This is a genomic window from Flavobacterium sp. WC2416, assembly GCF_041200095.1.
GTDB lineage: Bacteria > Bacteroidota > Bacteroidia > Flavobacteriales > Flavobacteriaceae > Flavobacterium.
Genome location: NZ_CP165626.1, coordinates 2673418 through 2692141, shown reverse-complemented (window position 1 = coordinate 2692141; position 18724 = coordinate 2673418). Strand labels below are relative to the sequence as shown.

General features: G+C 33.5%; 12 protein-coding genes. 1 reads left to right on the top strand and 11 read right to left on the bottom strand.

Annotated features, from left to right (window positions below):
• Window positions 1-196: 196 nt before the first annotated feature.
• Together AB3G39_RS11425 and AB3G39_RS11420 are read right to left on the bottom strand one after the other, a co-directional pair.
• Complete coding sequence (locus tag AB3G39_RS11425; protein WP_369769359.1) at window positions 197-1126, bottom strand: hypothetical protein; 930 nt, start codon at window positions 1124-1126, stop codon at window positions 197-199.
• 185 nt (window positions 1127-1311) lie between these two features.
• Window positions 1312-1848 (bottom strand): hypothetical protein, encoded by a 537-nt coding sequence (locus AB3G39_RS11420; protein WP_369769358.1) that lies wholly within the window; start codon window positions 1846-1848, stop codon window positions 1312-1314.
• 222 nt (window positions 1849-2070) lie between these two features.
• Between AB3G39_RS11420 and AB3G39_RS11415 the strand changes: the two genes are divergently transcribed.
• Window positions 2071-2463, top strand: coding sequence for a DUF1541 domain-containing protein (locus AB3G39_RS11415; RefSeq protein WP_369769357.1), 393 nt, complete (start codon window positions 2071-2073; stop codon window positions 2461-2463).
• Between the two features lie 210 nt (window positions 2464-2673).
• Here the strand turns inward: AB3G39_RS11415 and AB3G39_RS11410 are convergent, their stop codons facing one another.
• The 9 genes from AB3G39_RS11410 to AB3G39_RS11370 all read right to left on the bottom strand — a co-directional run bounded on the left by AB3G39_RS11410 (window position 2674) and on the right by AB3G39_RS11370 (window position 18607).
• Window positions 2674-4428 carry a tyrosine-type recombinase/integrase gene (locus AB3G39_RS11410; protein ID WP_369753649.1) on the bottom strand — a complete coding sequence of 585 codons (1755 nt, stop codon included), beginning with the start codon at window positions 4426-4428 and terminating at the stop codon, window positions 2674-2676.
• 547 nt (window positions 4429-4975) lie between these two features.
• A complete protein-coding gene (locus tag AB3G39_RS11405) occupies window positions 4976-6403 on the bottom strand; it encodes an L-serine ammonia-lyase (RefSeq protein ID WP_369765196.1) in 1428 nt (475 codons plus the stop codon).
• A gap of 175 nt (window positions 6404-6578) precedes the next feature.
• Window positions 6579-8894, bottom strand: coding sequence for a BamA/TamA family outer membrane protein (locus tag AB3G39_RS11400; RefSeq protein WP_369765195.1), 2316 nt, complete (start codon window positions 8892-8894; stop codon window positions 6579-6581).
• Complete coding sequence (locus AB3G39_RS11395; RefSeq protein ID WP_369765194.1) at window positions 8894-13858, bottom strand: translocation/assembly module TamB domain-containing protein; 4965 nt, start codon at window positions 13856-13858, stop codon at window positions 8894-8896. Before AB3G39_RS11395 ends, AB3G39_RS11400 begins: the two co-directional genes overlap by 1 nt.
• A 166-nt stretch (window positions 13859-14024) precedes the next feature.
• Window positions 14025-15707 (bottom strand): Na/Pi cotransporter family protein, encoded by a 1683-nt coding sequence (locus AB3G39_RS11390; protein ID WP_369765193.1) that lies wholly within the window; start codon window positions 15705-15707, stop codon window positions 14025-14027.
• A 102-nt stretch (window positions 15708-15809) separates the two neighbouring features.
• Complete coding sequence (locus AB3G39_RS11385; protein ID WP_369753655.1) at window positions 15810-16184, bottom strand: group 1 truncated hemoglobin; 375 nt, start codon at window positions 16182-16184, stop codon at window positions 15810-15812.
• Between the two features lie 301 nt (window positions 16185-16485).
• A complete protein-coding gene (locus AB3G39_RS11380; RefSeq protein WP_369765192.1) occupies window positions 16486-16785 on the bottom strand; it encodes an HPF/RaiA family ribosome-associated protein in 300 nt (99 codons plus the stop codon).
• Between the two features lie 273 nt (window positions 16786-17058).
• Window positions 17059-17853 (bottom strand): NIPSNAP family protein, encoded by a 795-nt coding sequence (locus tag AB3G39_RS11375; protein ID WP_369765191.1) that lies wholly within the window; start codon window positions 17851-17853, stop codon window positions 17059-17061.
• A gap of 64 nt (window positions 17854-17917) precedes the next feature.
• Window positions 17918-18607 carry an aspartate/glutamate racemase family protein gene (locus AB3G39_RS11370; protein ID WP_367769451.1) on the bottom strand — a complete coding sequence of 230 codons (690 nt, stop codon included), beginning with the start codon at window positions 18605-18607 and terminating at the stop codon, window positions 17918-17920.
• Window positions 18608-18724 lie beyond the last annotated feature (117 nt).

The following is an 18724-nucleotide window of genomic DNA, read 5'->3' as shown; positions in this document are numbered from 1 at the left end:
ATTCATTTTCTAATTGTTTTCATCTGCGTAATTTCGGCGCAACTCACGCCTAACGTTCCCGCGCTACAAGCAGTTTGGGACTAAATTAAGCCCATTATTCGGATTTTCCAAATCATCCCAAATACAAAACCAACTTTCAATTAAGCCTAAACCCCAAATTGCTTGTAGCGTGTGTTGGTGGCAGTAATTTTATTTATCAAGTTAGTTCGTTTAATAATTTTAGAAAATTATCTGGTGGAAATAATTGCAATTTTCCATCTTCCATTTTATATGGAATTTCAGTAAAAACTCTGTCATTATACCAAAAAACTTTATTGCTAAGTGAACCTGGACCTTCTACATTCATATTATAAATTGCAGGAAAAATTCCATTTATTGCTTTTACAACTTCTAAATTTTCAATTGGATATATTATTGCTGAATGTCTGTGCGGAATTCCAATTAACAAACCTTTACTTCCGGTTAGTTCTTTTCGATTTTCTAAATCATAAACTATATTTGGCGTAAAGAAATGGTCGGAATTTGCAAACCAAATGTCAAAAACATTAAAATTTTCTTTTGTTATTGTTAGTGGATATTTGTCTTTAATATTCTGCAATCCAATTTCAAAAAGTTCATCAATAGATTTCTCCCATTTTTTTATTTGTTCTGGTTTTATATTTGCTATGCTGTGCGGAAAATCAAATACAAGCATAGAATAAATATCTCCTTCAAACTCTTTTCCAATTGCGAACTCTTTTCCAACATAATCAATATATTCATCGTTGTATAATCTTACTCCGATATATTTTTTAACTTCCTCAAAGTTATCCACAATTTTTTCAAATTCTATTTCAAATTTGTTTGCTTCTATCAATAAATTGAAGTGATCCTTAATTATATCCTTATAATTTTTTGGTTTGTCTTGTTTACAATTTTGCGCAACATTGCTTAATCCTAAATTACTAAATCCTAATTCGTTTTCAGTTACAAGTATAATTCCATCGGAAATTTCAATTTCAATATTTAGCTTTCTAAAATAATTTTCAATTTCATATATGAATGTAGAATATTCAGAATTTTTAAAAAACGAAGCCCAATTTGGTATTTCTGTCTTGATGTTTTTCTTATTAAAAAATGAAAACATATTTTTTCTTTTTAGTTACGATTTTCGGGATTATTGCCACCAACGTCCCGTGGCTTCGCGACAGTTGCGAACTTCGGAACGATTTACTTTCCGCTAAGATAAAAATTATTGCGAAAAACTAACTTGAATTTACTACAAAACTCGCAATTGCGCGAAACCGCTGTTAGCGGCTGGATTTTTATGAGTTATTTGTATTCATTCAAAAATTCAGTATTTATTTCACCAACACAATTATCAGACGTTGTTTTATAATTTTTAAAATGAACCCAATATTTTGTTTTCTTAGTAAAATCTCTAAGCAACATTAAGTTGATTATTTCATTTCCGTTTTTCATTTTTACATTAATTTCTAATGAGCCAGTATTTCTTCCGCTTGATGTTTTTTTTATGTTTTTTAGCGCAACAATTAAACTATCATTCTTTTTAATTGAGTCATTTATTATTAAAATATAATTTTTGTCTGTTAGTTTTTCTATTTTCTCTTTTATTTCTGTTCGGCTTAATTTGCTTACATAAGAGTTTAAACTAAAAATAGAAATAAAAGATATTATTGTCAAAATTGCTGAAACTCTAAAATATATGTTTTCTTCCAAAAAGTTTAATAGGTTAGATTCCCCTAAATTATTTAGTTTATATCCAGCACCAAGTATGAAAAACACAATGAAAGATACAATTGCAATAATAAATAAGATAGGGAGTATGTTGTCAATTATTTCAATCATAGATTTAAGATAAATGTTCTTTTGAAGTTTTGGCGTAATCTTGCCGCTAACGGTTCTCGGCTTTGCTTTGTTGCGGAAAAGTAAGCCAAAATTATCGATTAAAAAACAATAATAACAAATACAAACCGAACATCGAGTTAAGCCCGATACCGCAATAGAGCAAAACCGATGTTAGCAGATAGTGCATTTAATCTTAAATATTAACAATTAAATTTTATAAAAATGGCAAAAGAAACCAGCAAACAAAAACTTGCAAACTTAATTCAAAGCTACCAACAAGTAGTGAAATGCGCACAATCTCTTTATGACGATACCGATTTTAAAGATTGGGCTGTTAATTTATCTCTTAAAGCTCAAGACGACATTAAAGAAGTTAAGAAAAAATTAAAAGATAAATTTTCTATTGATTATGATACTGATACTGCAAAATCAAAGGTAATTAAAGAAGGTAGTTCAGTTGAAGTTTTAGTTGACCATATGGACGGAATGAAAGGTTCAACTGCAATCATTAAAAGTTATTCGTTACCTGCAAATCTTTCAGATATTACAATGAAAGACGGAATGAAAATGAACAATCACAAGTGGTTAACAAATGACGAAGTTAAATTGAAATAGGAGAATCAAAACGCCTTTAAATTTTTGAATAACAATTAAATTAGTAAAGTTATGGGAAAACCAATGACAATGCCAATGAAACCAAAACCGAAGCCAAAACCTAAAAAGTAACTTCTGTTTTAAAATGTAACCAGTTCTATTCGGTTCTGGTTGCATTTCTGCTAACTTGTATATAACATCAAATATATACATCTTTTTGGATGTTTTTGATTAATCTTTCAGTTTTTTCTTGTTATTTTCATCTACCAAGCGATCTAATGGACTGAGTATCTTATCAGCAGCCATTTTTGAAACATGCGTGTATATTGTAGTCGTTTTAATACTAGCATGACCTAGGAATTTTTGAATGTATCTAATATCAGTTCCATTTTCTAGTAAATGGGTAGCAAAACTATGGCGTAAGGTATGTACAGTAGCACTTTTGGATAATCCGGATTTTTTTAGTGCTTGTCGCATTACTGATTGCGCACTACCAATGCTGTAGGGTTCCCCTGCATATTGCCCTTCAAAAACATATTTATTGGGTTCGTATAATGTCTTATAAAGCTCCAGTGAACTTACAATAGAGTAGGGCAACATCACCAGGCGGTCTTTCTTGCCCTTGGCATTTTTAATATGAATTTTATGCTCGGCAAATAATATATCGCGCCACTCTAGAGTTACAATCTCACTTACACGTAGGCCTGCACCATAGCCTATTAACAATAATAATTTGTGTTTTGGGTTGTCTACAGCTCTAAAAATTTGTAGACATTCTTCCATGGTTAATACTGCCGGTAATTTTTTTTCACTTTTTGGTCGAGGAATTTTTAGTTCAAAGCCTTTTTGATGTTCAATTTGCTGATAATAAAATAATAAAGCATTTACCATATTGTGTCCGGAGGAGGCTGATAAACCGCGCTCCATAATGGAAGCCAAGTATTTTATGATTTCTTTTTGTGTAATGGTGTGAGGATCTCTAAACTGGTGATCCCGCAGGAATTTTAAAAAGGAACTGGTATACGTTCGCATCGTGGAACTACTGTAATTAAGCGCCAATATAGTGTCTACCATTAACGTAATATAGTCATGTGCTGCATCAGGAACTTGGTTGAATAGTTGAGCTTTGGTTTTACTTAAATCGAGTTGTTTCCTGTTAGGTAAGTTTTGTTTCAATAAATACCCTTTAGGAAGCCGGTTGTTAATTAGTACTTTATGAGGCTCAAATTGCATTCCCATGGCCTCATATACACTAGGTGCTGCAGGAAGTAAATAACAGTCTTTGATGGTACTAAAACGAGCCATAGAGAACCGTTTTATTTTTTCTCGTAATACAAGAAATGGTGGTACATACACTTCCATCCATTTCGGGTCTTCTGGATGTGGTTTTACTATAATCGATTCAGATGTAAAGACCGTTTCGCTTTTGTAAGAATCATTTTCAGGAAAAAAAGAGGATGCGCCAAGTATTTTTTCAACTTGCAATTTTACATTAGTGTTCCTTAGCACCATGTAAACCTTATAATTGGCATTCCAATAGACTCCTTTTGTGGCCAATAATTGCCTGCTTATTGCCTGATAATACTGCATCTTGAAAACCCAATACTTACCTAAATTAGGCAATAATTCTAAACGCATGTTGGGTGCTAACGAATTTGTTTTCGCTATATGTTCAGGGTTATTCAGCATTAGTGCCGAATCTAACTGAAGGTTGCCTGTGGCTATGGCTGGAAGGTCACGGCCTATGGTAAGGCCGGCCAGCGGTTGCGTTTTAGTCTTTTTTGGGTTGTCAATAACCAAATCATCAAAGGTTTGACTTATGAGCTTGTAATTTACAGCATTGTAATCAAAATACCAACAACGGAGCGACTGGCTATAGATTCCTCCCAATTTTTTTAATTGAGAAATAGTCCCACTATCATAGGTAAAAAAAAGTCCGATTCGATCTGCATCGCGATGCCATATCTTTTTTACAATTATTTGCATAAGGCGTATATGAAGTAACTAAAATACTACTTTATTTTAAATAATATCATATAATTTATTGATTTTGAATGGTCTATGATGAATTTTATTTCGAATAGTTAAAAATGCCTGTTTTCGCTGTCGCAAAAGGGGATCTTGCGTGAAGGATCAAAGTGGAAATCCTCCCGATTTTTTTCGGGAGATTGTAGCGTAGAGCCTGACGCTGCTGCAACGGAGTGGAAGCTGGGGCACGCCCAAAAATAGGAGATTGTGAAAATCATTTACCGTCTATCGTTTACCGTCTATCGTTTTCCGTTGATCGTTTTCTGTTTAACGAATAACGAAAATCGGTCAACGAAAACCGTCCACCGTTTACCGTCCATCGCAGGACAAATTACGATTATTGATTAGCTAAAATGAATATAGGTCAACGGGCATCGAACAACGAAAACCGTCCACCGTTTACCGTCCATCGCAAGATAGATCATCTACTAACGAACAACGAACAACGAACAACGTGCATCGAACAACGAATAACGGTCAACGAACATCGGTCAACGAACAACGATTAACAATCAGCCATATTAACGGCAATCGCTAGTCCGCCCTCCGAAGTTTCTTTGTACTTATTGTTCATATCCTTAGCGGTTTGCCACATAGTATCGACTACTTTGTCCAATGGTACTTTGGCGTTTTTTGGGTCGGTTTCAAGGGCGAGTTCGGCGGCATTGATGGCTTTTATAGCACCCATCGTATTGCGTTCGATACATGGAATTTGGACTAAACCACCTATAGGGTCACAGGTCAATCCTAAATGGTGCTCCATGGCAATTTCGGCGGCCATCAATACTTGTTCGGGTGTTCCACCCATCAGTTCACAAAGTGCCGCTGCAGCCATAGCCGATGATACGCCTATTTCGGCTTGGCAACCACCCATAGCGGCTGATATAGTGGAGCCTTTTTTGAAAATACTGCCTATTTCTCCAGCCACCAGTAAAAATTGTTTGATTTCTTTTGGGCCCGCATTGTGGTTTTCAATTACCAAATAATACATTAAAACGGATGGAATTACTCCAGCACTACCATTTGTAGGTGCGGTTACAATGCGGCCTAGTGCTGCATTGACTTCGTTTACGGCCAAGGCAAAACAGCTTACCCATTTTAGGATTTGGCGAAACTTCACTTCGGTCAAGCGTATTTGTTCTAACCAAGTTTGTGGATTACTATAATTAGACAATCCTATTAAATTTTGATGCATATCAAACGCTCTTCGGCGTACATTTAATCCACCCGGAAGGATTCCTGAAGTATGACATCCTATGTACATACATTCGAGCATGGTGTTCCAAATGCGCATCAATTCATGATCGATTACTTCCTCCGTGCGCATGGATTTTTCGTTTTCATAAACAATCTCCGAAATGCTTTTATTTTCGCTTTTGCAAAAGGCTAATAGCTCAGCCGCATTATTGATCATGTAAGGGAAAGCACATTTAATTTTGATTTTTTCCTTGGCGTTAATGCGTTCTTCTTTTACTACAAATCCACCACCGATGGAGTAGTAGGTAGCCTCATATGCAATCTCGTTTCCAATAAAAGCAGTAAATGTCATCCCATTAGAATGAAAAGGAAGAAACTCTTTATTGAACGTAATATCATCAGCGAACTGATAGGGTATTGGATATTGATTTCCTAAATTGATTAGGTGGGTATCTTTAATGATTTTTATAATTCCATCGATGTTTTCCACCGGAATATATTCTGGGTCTTGACCGCTAAGTCCTAGCATCACTGCCAAGTCAGTCGCATGCCCTTTGCCTGTTAACGACAAGGAGCCATATAAGTCAGTTTTAATTCGCGTAACAGTAGGTAAAAGGTTTTCCTCTTTCAATTCTTGCAAGAAGCGTTCAGCGGCACGCCATGGGCCTAAAGTATGAGAACTTGATGGTCCAATACCAATTTTAAGCATGTCAAAAACTGAAATACACTCTTCCATATGTTGCGAATTTTTTTAAACAAATATAATTGAAATTAGCAATGAATTGCCTTTAACAGCAACAAAGATGTAATAATTATTGTGTTTTAAGGTTTTATTATGATTATTCTTTAATAGATCAAATAAAAAAAAGGCATTGTAGATTTTGAAGCTATTGGTAATTAAAGTAATAGGTCTAAAATGGATATCCAATAGCCAGATTAAATACTAAATTGTCATTTCGCCAAGATCCACTTCCAAAATTTACTTTGTCCAATACCCAGCGTTGACCATCGGGCAAGTACGGTTTACGTATAGGAAAAGCAAGATCCGTTCTCAGGACCAGAAACGAGAAATCAAATCGCAATCCAGCACCTACACCCACAGCGAGTTCGTTTAAAAAGTCTTTAGAGAATTTGGCACCCGGTTTGTCTATGTTGTCTTTTAAAAGCCATATATTTCCGGCATCCATGAACAAAGCTCCTTTAACCAATCCGTAAATTTTTGCTCTATACTCTGTATTGAATTCAAGTTTTAAATCTCCTGATTGATCCGGTAAAAAGGTATTGGCATTCGTTGATCCATCAAAGGTTCCAGGGCCAATAGAGCGTGCTCTAAAGGCTCTAATACTATTCGTACCACCATTAAAAAATTGTTTGATGAATGGCATTTCATTTGAGTTGCCATAAGCAAAACCTGCTCCCACGATAATTCTACTAGCGAGTTGTGATTCGGCACCTAATTTTAGGTAATGCCTGAATTCATTTTCTACTTTTATAAATTGACTAAATGGTACCTTAAATACTTTAACGGTATCTCCTGATTTTATATTAGCACCGGATAGTAATCCTGTTATATTCCCAGCGAGGTCAATACTTCCCTTGTAATAAAAGGTATTCTTTTTTCTTTTCTCCATGGTATTTGTATACGTATAGGAGTAAGTAGGACCAAAAATCAATTGTTTTTCGATTACTTTTCCAAGTGATGCATTGGCAGCAATTTGTTCGCGATACAAAGCCGTAACATTTTGTGGACTGGCAAAGGTGATCTCAGTGACATTCAACAAGTGTTCTTTGCGTTCATTCTCTTTCCATAAATATCCAAAAGAACCTTTGAGGGTTTGCAAGGAATATAATTTGGTTCTGTTTTGAAACTCATATCCTAGTGTTGCTTTTGTTTTTGGAACAAAACCACTGGAAGATTGAAATTTAAAAGGAGCAATAAGGCGCGGCCAAATTAAATTAGCCTCTGTTCCAAAACGGTATACATTAAACCCATTATTTTGTCCAGATACCTGTACTTCAACTCCACCAAAAGCTGAAATTGTAAGCTGTTCCGCTCCTTTCCATAAATTACGATTGCTCCAGTTTACATTGAGTTCTGTTCCAGTATAATTAGCTGAATTGGTTTTGGCCAACACTTCTACACGAATGGATTTCTTAGGCAAAGGAGTCAAATAATAATAGGCATCGAGATAATTACTTATCGTATCTGCTACTTTAAACTGGTTTTTTACAAACTTGAAAGTGCCTAAATTGACTAATCGATTTAAAGATAAATTGTGGTTGGTGCGGTTGTAATAATCCCCTTTTTTAAAATAAAGCGTTCGGTCAAAAATGCTGGGATTAAATAAATGTTCGTTATCTATAATCGTAAAATCCTTGTAATGAACAATTGAATCACTGTTGCTGGAGGCATTATCTGTATTAATGGAATAATTAGGATACACGACCACTTTATTGATCTTGTATTGCTCTTTGGACAGTTGGGGCGCATCTGTTTTTATCTTCACGATCAAATCTACTTGATGATCGGCTACTGTACTGTCTACCTGTACGAGCAAATAATCAGGATTGAAATAATAGAATCCTTTTTCTTTGAGTCGGGTATCAATTCGTTCTCTTTCGGTTTTAATAACTTCTAAACTGTATCCTTCTCCTTTTTTTAATAAAGAGCGTCTTTGTGTTTTACGCACTGCTGCAGCCACAGCCGATGATCCTTCGGGAAATTTTACGTCTCTAATAAAGTAACGTTTGTTTGGTGTAACAGTATACGTCGCTTTTGCTTTTTTTCCCGTTCTCGTGGAATCAGCAGTGGATTTTACATTGAAATACCCTTTGTTTTCACTATAGTTTTGTAAAACACTTTTGTTGTATTCTAGATCTACTTTACTGTATAAAACGGGTGCTTCGCCCAGTTTTGTTTTGATCCAATAGCGAATTCCTTTTTCTTTTTTTGGCTGTCCCGCCAAATTATAAAAGAACAGTTTGGGCCTCATCCCTAGAAAGGAAGAATTGGGTTTTGGCCTTACCAAAAGCTCTAATTCTGATTTTAGTGCTTTGCGTTCCTTTTTAGCAGGTTCATTTCCTTCTATTTTAATTTTTGCACCTGTATAAAGCAGTTCTCCTTCGGGTAAATATTTAGTACCACTGCATCCAGATAGGAACAAGATGACAAAAAGGAAATAGAGTAGTGGCGCTTTGTTTTTCATAATGCTATAGGTAGGATTCATTATTTCTTTTTGTTTTTCTCTTTTTGAGTTTTACTTTTTTGAAATAATTCTTTAAAATGATTGTAATCTAAAGTGATAATAAAAGCAATTCCTGTTTCTATTACTTGTCCTTGCAGTGCCACTTGGTATTTGTTTAAACGGTAGGCTTTTAACTTGTATCGTCCATCTTTAGACAATTGATATTCAACAGATACGTCACCCGCAATGTTATTGTTAGTTTCATTGGTTTGTTGTGGCCCTTCCAGCCCAAAACTGCTCCCAACGGTTACTTTCAATCGATCGTTCAGTAATTTTTTAGAAATCCCTACATTCAAATCGGTTTTATTTTCAAGTTGTCCCGTGGTATAATCTTCGGTTGAATTTAAATCAAAATTCAATTCGACACCGCTAATTAAGTTTCCGGCCAAATTGTTCAGTTGTTGCGATAGGATTTTACTGGCACTTTGTCGCGCTATGGATGTCAAAGAACTACCACCAGCTTCACTAGCAAAAGGATTTTCACCTATAAAACGATTCAATAGCAGTAACGCAAATACTTGCTTGTTGAGTTCGTCTGGTTGCTGACGCAATTGCGTTAATTTAGCTTGAGTTGTATTGATAATTTCGGTGGATACACTATTGTTTCCATCGGGCAAAATAATATCAAAACTGATGACGGGTTTCATTAACTCCCCAGTCATTTTTAATTCGGTTTCAAAAGGGATTTTTTGTTTGTAGGTATTTCTTACTTCTGCCGAAACATTAGCTAATTGGTCATCAATAAGATCAATAGGAGCAGCCTGATTTTTGTAAACAGCAGTTATATTAATATCTGCCGATGTTGGTTCGCCTGTCCATAGAATATAACTACCGCTCTTAATATCGAATTTTCGTTTGATAAAATTAAAATTCATTTCATAAGCTCCTTCTTTTAGCTCATATCTTCCTGTTAAGGTCGTTTTTCCTGAAGGATCAATTCCACCATTTAACTGCGCTTCTCCTTTTAATTTTAAAAAGTCACCATTAGATTTGTCAATTACAATAGATAATTCGGCCTCTTTATCGACTTCTATATTGACCGATGCATTGATTCCTTTTATTTCTGTTTTACTTAAATTTTCATCTACAGCAATGGTTTCAATCATCGAAGGATTGTCTTGGTCAATAAATTCCACAATTCCTTCTCGATCCGCGATGGATGGATCCGATTGTGGCATTACAATAGTCAGTTTGGTGTCTTTATTTACTTTTATATCTCCATCTACAATAGGATTATTGAAATCTCCTTTTATTCTTAAATGGTTGTCTAAATATACTTCTCCATAATACAAAGGATTGTCTTTCTCTTTGGAATTTAAGGCTTTGAAATTTGTGGCATCTAATGTTAGATCAAAACCGAAATTATTGAAATTTGCACTGTTGATTTTTCCGTTAATAACTAAATCATTGTCTTTCTCATCTTTAATGGTAAAATGATCAAATAGAATGGCATCATTGGTAAACGAAACGGCATCATTCATGGACTTAAATGTGGCGTTGAGTGGCGTTACTTTGAATCCGATATCATTCAATTTTAAGTCACCAATCATTTTAGGTTGATCTGTAGTTCCTGTTATTTTAAATTTACCATTAAAAAAACCAGTACTTTCTTTTAGGTTATCCAATGTAAATCCTTGAATGCTTTTCAGATTTAGTTTTACAATATCCAGGTTGAAGTCCATTGCACCATTTCCTGTTTTGTAAGTTCCATCTAAATTCACTTGATTGTCCTGACCTGTTATAGCTACTTTTGCATTATAGCTGTTGGCAACGATATTATCCACTTGAATATTGATTGTCCCAACGGTGTCTTTTTTAAATGCAAAATCAGAAATGGTAAGATTAGAAGTAAAAACAGGCGTTTGACTTAAATTTTTTAGTAGAACCGCACCATTTGTAGTTCCACTAATGGTTAAGTCACTTTTTTCGGCAATGCTAGTCAGCGTCTCTAGTTTAAAATCTTTGAAATTAATAGCCAGTGGCGCATTTGTTTTTTGAGATTCAGATTGCAATTCAATGCTACTCCCGTCTTTGCTTAGTTTAAGCTGGTTAGCATACAATCCTTTAGGACCAAAACGGATTACATTAGCAGGATCTATATTCCAGGATTCGTAATTAAGCAATAGGTTTTTTGGATCAAAATGAAGGTCATTATTTCCATTTTTAGCCTCAACTGTACCAGCAATCAAATACCTTTCTTTGTCTTTTAAGTCTTTTAATTGTAAAACATAATTGGCAGTATTGTTTTGTATTTTACCAGTTAGGGAAGTGTACGGCAGTTGAAATTGAGTGTTTTGTAAATCATCAACCATTAAGTTGTATACCAAAGAATTGTCTTTAGTATCTATTTTAAAAACGGCATTTGTCACGGTGTTTCCTCCATAAATAACTTTTGGAATGGCGGCATTCAAAACAATAGAATCATTTATGGTATTGTATCTTCCAGAAATAGCTATAGGTTCCAGGCTCTTTAAATCAGGAATTAATTTCACTAAAAGCGGACTGTCAGCAATTCCAATTTTGAATTCCAATTGCTGTTTTTCAACTGCTTTAGTTTTCGAATATGAATCTGTTGAATAATATTTTGAAATAGACTGAGACAAGGCAGCACCAATTTTAGATAGTTTGTATTTTCCGTTTACGCTAGCAGTCATAAATGGAGATTTTAAATCCAAAGTATTTTTATCAGCAGTAGAAGTGGCAATTAAAGTAATGGAATCGGTGACATATTGCGTTGCCTCATCAGCAACGGTTAAGTTTAAAACAGTAAATTTACCATTGAGGTAATCCAGATCAGCTGATTGAATATCAGCTTGTACAGTTCCTCTTATTTTTAGTGGACCAGCGTGCAGGTTTAACTTTTCAAGGTCAGCAATATCAATATTAAGGTTAATGGTACCAGCGGGATATTTATCTTTAAAACTACCGCTGCTCACTAAGTCAAAAGTAAGATTGGGATCAGGGCTGCTTGCATTTATTTTAAATAAACCATTATGAATGGCGCCTTTTAAATCCAAGTTTTGATAGGTATATTTATTGTAATATAGTTTTTGAATGGTCCCGCTTATGGATGTATTTGCTGTTTTGGGATCAAAACCTGTTCCTTTAATAGTAGCATTTAAACTGATTTTACCAATATCACTATTTTTTATCAATTTGCCTAAATCAAAATTAGTCAGTTCTGTATCTAGATTGTACTTTTCTTTGTTTTTAATTTGTTGGTTGTACTGCCCCTTAATGGTAGCATTTCCATAACTACTCCCTAAAACGAGATCGGTATAGAAATCATTTAGCGTTCCTTTAAATTTTCCTGCGGCATTAAATACGGCCGGAAGTGCAATGGTATTAGGAATCGTTCCTTTTGGAATAAATTCGTTTATATCTTTAGAAGTGGTTTTGAATTCATTGATGACCAAATCAAAATGCGCTTTATTGACATCAGGTAAACCCGTTATTGTACCACTGGCATTTACTTTAGTCGTTCCCAAGCCACTTACTTCTAGTTTTGGTATTTTGATGTTATTGAGCTTCCCACTGACTTTACTGTCAATAAGAAGGATGGCGTTAGGATTACTATCAAACGGTTTTGTAGTGGATAATGTAGGAACAAAAATTAAAATGTCTTTAAAACCAATACTGCTTTTTTTCAAATTGGCAATCAGACTTAGATCACCTAAATTTTTTGAAATATTTGCTATGGATTCATACCCAATTTGGATTTCGTTTTGTAATTGGGTTTGGGGAGTTTTGAGATATAAATTTTTAAAGAAAGCATTCTTTCTTCCGTAGAAAACATCCGATTTTAAAGCGAGTATATTTAACCCACTTTTTTCCTTCCCTTTGAATGAGTCAATATTTGCAGAAATACTGATGGGGCTATAACGGAAGTTTTTGGCTTCGGTACTTAAGGATGAAAATTTCAGATGGTTGTAATCAATCCTTTTTTCTAGGACAGTAGCATTATAATTGTCATAAATAAAACCCACTCTTTTTAAACTAAGTTCCCTTATTTTTACTTCCCAATTATTAGAATCAGTAGCTGTTGTACTAGTAGCAACTATTTCTTTTAGCTTTCCAAATGCTAAATTTCCTTCGGCATCGGCTAGCGAAACTTTATCAATTAATAAAAATTGGTTGTTGATATCTGTTTTATCAAATTTTACCAATAGTTTTTTTAAGGAAAGGGTAGTGGTTAATTTACTTTTTTCATCTTGGTAGTCAATGGCAATTTTAGACAAATCTACTTCTCCTAGTCCAATGTTGAAATTCGATTTAGATGCTGTACTATTTGCTACACTGGTAATTTCTTTTGGAATTCCTTGTTTTAGCTTTAGCTTCAATCCTTTGATTTTGATTTTTGGAACTTCAAAATTCATTTGCTCCAAATCAAAAGTTTTGATTCTCGTTTCTAAATGCCTTAGTTTTAGTGTTAAATCATTTTTAGAAAATGCATCAGTATATTTTAGGTTTATGGTGTCTAGATTGACTTCATCCAATGAAAAAATCATTGGTGTACTGTCTTTGGGTTGTTTATCTGGGGACGCAAAAGCTTTGATTATATAATCGAAATTAAAATCTCCTGTTGCATTTCGGTTTATATTTGCCGTGATTCCATTTAAATCAATAGAATTAATAGCAACCGTATTATTTATTAGTTGCCACATACTAATATCAACTGCTATTTTTTTACCAGCCAAAAGCGTATCTTTTTTTTGACCTTCAAAATAAATGCCTTCCAGGATGATTTTTTTGGGAAACTCAATTTTTAAATGGTTTATGGAAACTTTAGTTTGAATTTTTTCTTGGATATAGGATACCACTTTTTGTTTCGCAACGTTTTGTACCGAAGGAATTTGTATGAGGATTAGAAGTATTAAAAACAAGCTAACGATTGTTCCTACTATCCAAATAAATAACCTTAAACTCTTTTGTAAGTATTTTTTCAACTGTTGTTGTTTTAGATTTAAAATTGTCAGAATAAACTGAAAACCTCTTTTTAAATTTAAAATTGAATTTTACACAAAGATGAAAATTAATATTCATATTGGCTTATAAAATTTAGAGTAAATCTTATAAAATTTTTTGAATTTAATTTTCTATATACTAGTAGTTTTAAGTTTTATACACGGGAATTTCATTAAAGTCTTCAGCTAGTTTTTCTTTCAGTAGAAAATCTTTTATAGCCATAAACATAGCTTTATTTGAAGTGAAAAGTTCTCTGTTGAAATTGATAACTGTGGTAATATCTATATCTTCAATTGGCGCATTTTGTACCTCTGAATAAAAAGTGTTTAGTGCCGATGTATAATTGATTTGTATGGAATTAAATAAGCTTTGTAATTTTTCAAATGTAATTTGATTTTTTTCCGTTAAATAGGAGTTCAACTCCATATAAAGGATTTTAGTTTCTTCTTTATGATGGATAAAAAATTGGTACTTGATATCTTTAGAAGAATGACTTAGATTCGAAATATTAGTTCCAATATCCTTAACGCTTTTTACAGCATGCATTGCAGATCGCACTGCTGATATTAATTGGTTGATTTCGGAATATTCTTCTGTCTGTAATTTGGGTCTTAATTTCAAATAAAAAATTTGTAGTTCCCCTTGCAATTGTTTTAAGAAATTATATTGATCTTCTTTAGTTTTAGAGAAAAATTTATGTTTATCATTGATGCTTTTAAATACAGCATTTTCCCGAAAATCGTGAGTGTCAATTTTGAACAATTCCATATTGAATAGCATGGAATTATGTATAAAATAGTTGGTTTCTCTTCTAAATAAATCCAATGCTGTTATGGGCTCAACGATCGAGGCATGAGTAATAAAAGCAGCCGTATTTCCATTAAGATCTTTGAAAAACCGTTCTAAAAATTGCGCAAAATTATCAAGGAAAGGAAGGAAAAAAAGGATAGAAAATAAGTTGATTAGACTTGAAAAAGTGACTAAACCAATCAGTGGATTTTTAATGTTGAAAACATCCGTAATAAGACTCAAAATAGGTTTTAACAAGATAAAAGCAAACACAGTAACAAAAACATTGAATAGAAAATTACCCAAAACAACTCGCTTTTTAGAAGCATTACCGCCAATAGCTCCTAACACAATTTTTATGGTTGTCCCTGTTTCTGATCCCAATACAATAGCGGCAGCAATTGGAAAACTGACTGCTCCAACATGAAGTGCACTAAGAGTCAATGCCATAGTGACAGAGCTAGATTGAACTAGCATGGTTATAATAAATCCAATAACTAAGAAAATGATTAATGGCATTTCGGCATATTTTGAGAAATCAAAAATCTTAACTTGCGCTTCCATTGCCGTTTTCATGAAGGAAAGACCAATGAATAATAATCCAAAACCAAAAAGGAAAAAAGAAATGTATTTAATGGTTTTACGACTTCCAAAAAGAATTAATAGTAAACCACCCACACAAACGGCGGGATAAGCTACTACTTCAATATCAGTTTTAAAACCTAATGTAGCTACTAACCAGCTATCGAGCGTCGTTCCAAGATTAGCACCCAAAATTATAGCCATCGCATTTTTCATCGTAAATACACCTGCACCTACGAAGGCCAAAACCATAAAGGAAACCATAGAACTACTTTGAAGAATGGCTGTTACTATTGCTCCACCAGTTACAGCTCCAATCTTATTTTTTGTAATGCTTTGTAGAAATAGTTTAAAACTACGACCCGACAAATTTTTGAGAGATTCTTCTAGCAAGTACATGGCAAAAAGGAATAATCCTACACCAGCAGCAAGTTTAAAGAAATGGTTGAGCGTATCCATAAGACATAAATAGACTTAAAGATAAGAATAAAATTATTGAAAACTGTTCTTAAGGTTGGATTTAAGCGGACTTGAAATGCTTTATTATGCAAGCGGGAATTACTATTTAGAAATAATCATTCCCTTTAATGACCAAAGAATTGCTAACACCTCTTTTTTTGAATCTTCATCAATATTATGTTTATCTAAAACACGAAAGATATCCTCCATGACATGCATGTACTCTCCTCGATTTACATTCATGCCAGTGTGGGCTGTACTCATATCTTTGCCACTATAAGTTGCGGGACCTCCGCTACCTGCGCTAAAAAATTCAATAGTGTGCTTTTTAATGTTTGCCAATTCTTCTGGTTGGTCCCTAAAGGGTATAAATCGAGCATTTATTGCAGGATTATTCATGTGTTCTTCAACCACATCATTGACAATTTGTGTAATTCCAGAATTTCCTCCTAAGCGATCGTAAAGTAAAGTCGTCATAATAGTATTTTTTATGATTAAACAATAGAACAATAGTAGTTTTGATATTTGAAATAAGATAGTAGTATTCTTGGGGAGAAGTTAAAGCGCTATTTTAGCTTTAGTAAGTTACTCATTTTTTTAAGTAATAGAGTATTTTAAATAAAAATATAATTATAGAATTCTGATAATTAATTATTTAACTGTTGTAGTGCTATTTTTATTTCTGTTGTAGGCCTATGGCATACTTTATCTTTACAAATATAAATAGTGGTCTGTTTTGGGGTTAATTTCTCCTCTAATAATGCTAATTGAAATAGAACTAATGCAATTGTCTTTCACTCTTGCGTTTGTTTAATTGTACAGTTAAATCTTTTATGGTTTCTGCTACTGCAGCTTCTAAAGTTTCCTCGTTAGAAGAGGCAAAAATTGGAGGTCCAGGACAGCTAATAGTAACATCGCACAATTTCCCTTTTCCATTTGTGTCTTTTTCCTCTTTAAAAAACACTTTTGCTCGAATAATCCAGTCAAAGTGTTTGTATAATTGGTCCAGTTTTTCGAATACAAGATTTTCTGCAATTTTGTTTTTTTCTGTATTAACAAATTGAATCGTAGTTTCCATACTATTTATTTTTAGGATTAAACAATAAAATTAATAGGTATTGAGGCAAAACAAACGGAATAATTACAGATGTGTTTTTAGTTGTATTTGAAAAAAGGTTTTGCCTTTAAATGTAGTATTCAAATTTACGATTTTAATTTGCAGAAATAAAGGATATAACACTTTAATACGCTAATAATAAGTGGATTTTCATGTTTTTGGTAATGATCAAAAAAAGAACCACAACATTTATAGTTGTGGTTTCTTACTATTGATTTATCTATAGGCTTATCCTTAATAATCAGAATAGTCTGTTGGGTACAAAAAAGTAATATCCATATGGGATATATTATTTTTGTACTTTTCCATAGCTATCAATTCTTTCCATTCTGGTGATGCTGAAAAAGCTTTCCAGTGGGCATCACGACTTTCTTGATCTGCAAAAGTGGTCATGTACATCAAGTTGGGCATCTTGGCTCCTGAAAGTACTTGGCCATAAAAAACAGCATTAAATTGAAGGCGGTTAAAAAGTTTAACTTCACCACCAGCATTAAACATGTCCACTTTATTGGCATGAATAGCTTCAGTAGGAGATTCGTAACTTCTTAATTCATACACTCGTTTGTCTCTAGGACTGTCAAGTGCTGGAGTAATTAAAAAAGGGTGATCTGTAAAAGCTTTTAATAAAACTGATTCAATGCGTAGGTAAGGGGTCTGCTTATAATTGGCATTTAAATAGGCTGCTCCCGCCGATAAATAGATTTTGTCTTTGGATAATTTCTCATCAAGATTTAGAAATTGATCCATTGATTTAAAAGGAATTACGACAATTATTTTTTTTAGGGTATCTGTATCAGTAGCATTTGCTTTCGGTTTAAAAACGCCAATATTCTTAATTCCCAGTCTTTTTAAACCAGGCAAATAGGCTTCTTTCAAGAATTTATCGGTAGCTTGAACTTGCTCATCTGAATGTAAGATATACGTTTTGAGCTGGTAGAATTCTCGTGATTGGTTTGTTTTGTTAATTGATTTAAAACTTGTTATTGCAAAAGCAAGAACCACAAGAAATAGTATTTTGGTTGTTTTCATAATAAATTTGATTAATTTTTAAACGGTATTATTTTTTAGTAATACAATAGTATGAGGATTCTTTTTAGCTTAAAGCAAATTTTACAGCAGCAGCCGAATGTATTATTGCGGTGTCAAAAACAGGAACAGTGACATCTTCTTGTTGAATTAACAATGGAATTTCAGTACACCCTAGAATAATTCCTTCAGCACCATTTTCTATTAATTTATTGATAATAGCAATGTAGCGCTTTTTAGAATTGGGGTTAATGATACCTTTTCCCAATTCATTGTAAATGATATCCTGAATAAAATCTCGATCTTCCGCATCTGGGATAATAGCTTCAATATTTTGGTCGTTGAGTTTTGAACTAAAAAAATTAAGTTCCATGGTGAACTTAGTACCTAGAAGTCCCACTTTGGATAAATGGTGTTTTTTTATTTTTTTTGCCGTTTCAGTAGCAATATGGATAACGGGAATGTTTATTTTTTGCTCAATTCGGTCCGCAAGGAGGTGCATTGTATTTGCACATAAAAGAATCGCTTCCGCACCGCTTTGTTGTAAGTTTTCACATGCTTCGGATAGCATTATAAAAGTTGATTCCCAATCGTTATTATTGTTGTTTCTTACAATATCGGCATAGTTAAAGGAATGGATGATGCATTTGGCAAAATTGATACCACCCAGTTCTTTGTTAATGCCTTCATTTATAAGTTTATAATAATCAGCAGTTGAAACCCAGCTAATTCCACCGATAAGACCTAATGTTTTCATCTCTTTTAGTTATATTTTATTATCCCTTTTCATAAATCAGGACTTGAGTTGTTTTTTTATAAAAGTATAAAAAAAACTATAACTTTTTGGGTTATAGTTTTTGGGTAATTTTTTATG

Coding starts and splice junctions, on each gene's coding strand:
- AB3G39_RS11410 (WP_369753649.1), bottom strand. CDS start 4,428: ATGCAAATAATTGTAAAAAAGATATGGCATCGCGATGCAGATCGAATC.
- AB3G39_RS11420 (WP_369769358.1), bottom strand. CDS start 1,848: ATGATTGAAATAATTGACAACATACTCCCTATCTTATTTATTATTGCA.
- AB3G39_RS11370 (WP_367769451.1), bottom strand. CDS start 18,607: ATGAAAACATTAGGTCTTATCGGTGGAATTAGCTGGGTTTCAACTGCT.
- AB3G39_RS11380 (WP_369765192.1), bottom strand. CDS start 16,785: ATGGAAACTACGATTCAATTTGTTAATACAGAAAAAAACAAAATTGCA.
- AB3G39_RS11390 (WP_369765193.1), bottom strand. CDS start 15,707: ATGGATACGCTCAACCATTTCTTTAAACTTGCTGCTGGTGTAGGATTA.
- AB3G39_RS11415 (WP_369769357.1), top strand. CDS start 2,071: ATGGCAAAAGAAACCAGCAAACAAAAACTTGCAAACTTAATTCAAAGC.
- AB3G39_RS11385 (WP_369753655.1), bottom strand. CDS start 16,184: ATGACGACTTTACTTTACGATCGCTTAGGAGGAAATTCTGGAATTACA.
- AB3G39_RS11375 (WP_369765191.1), bottom strand. CDS start 17,853: ATGAAAACAACCAAAATACTATTTCTTGTGGTTCTTGCTTTTGCAATA.
- AB3G39_RS11400 (WP_369765195.1), bottom strand. CDS start 8,894: ATGAATCCTACCTATAGCATTATGAAAAACAAAGCGCCACTACTCTAT.
- AB3G39_RS11425 (WP_369769359.1), bottom strand. CDS start 1,126: ATGTTTTCATTTTTTAATAAGAAAAACATCAAGACAGAAATACCAAAT.
- AB3G39_RS11405 (WP_369765196.1), bottom strand. CDS start 6,403: ATGGAAGAGTGTATTTCAGTTTTTGACATGCTTAAAATTGGTATTGGA.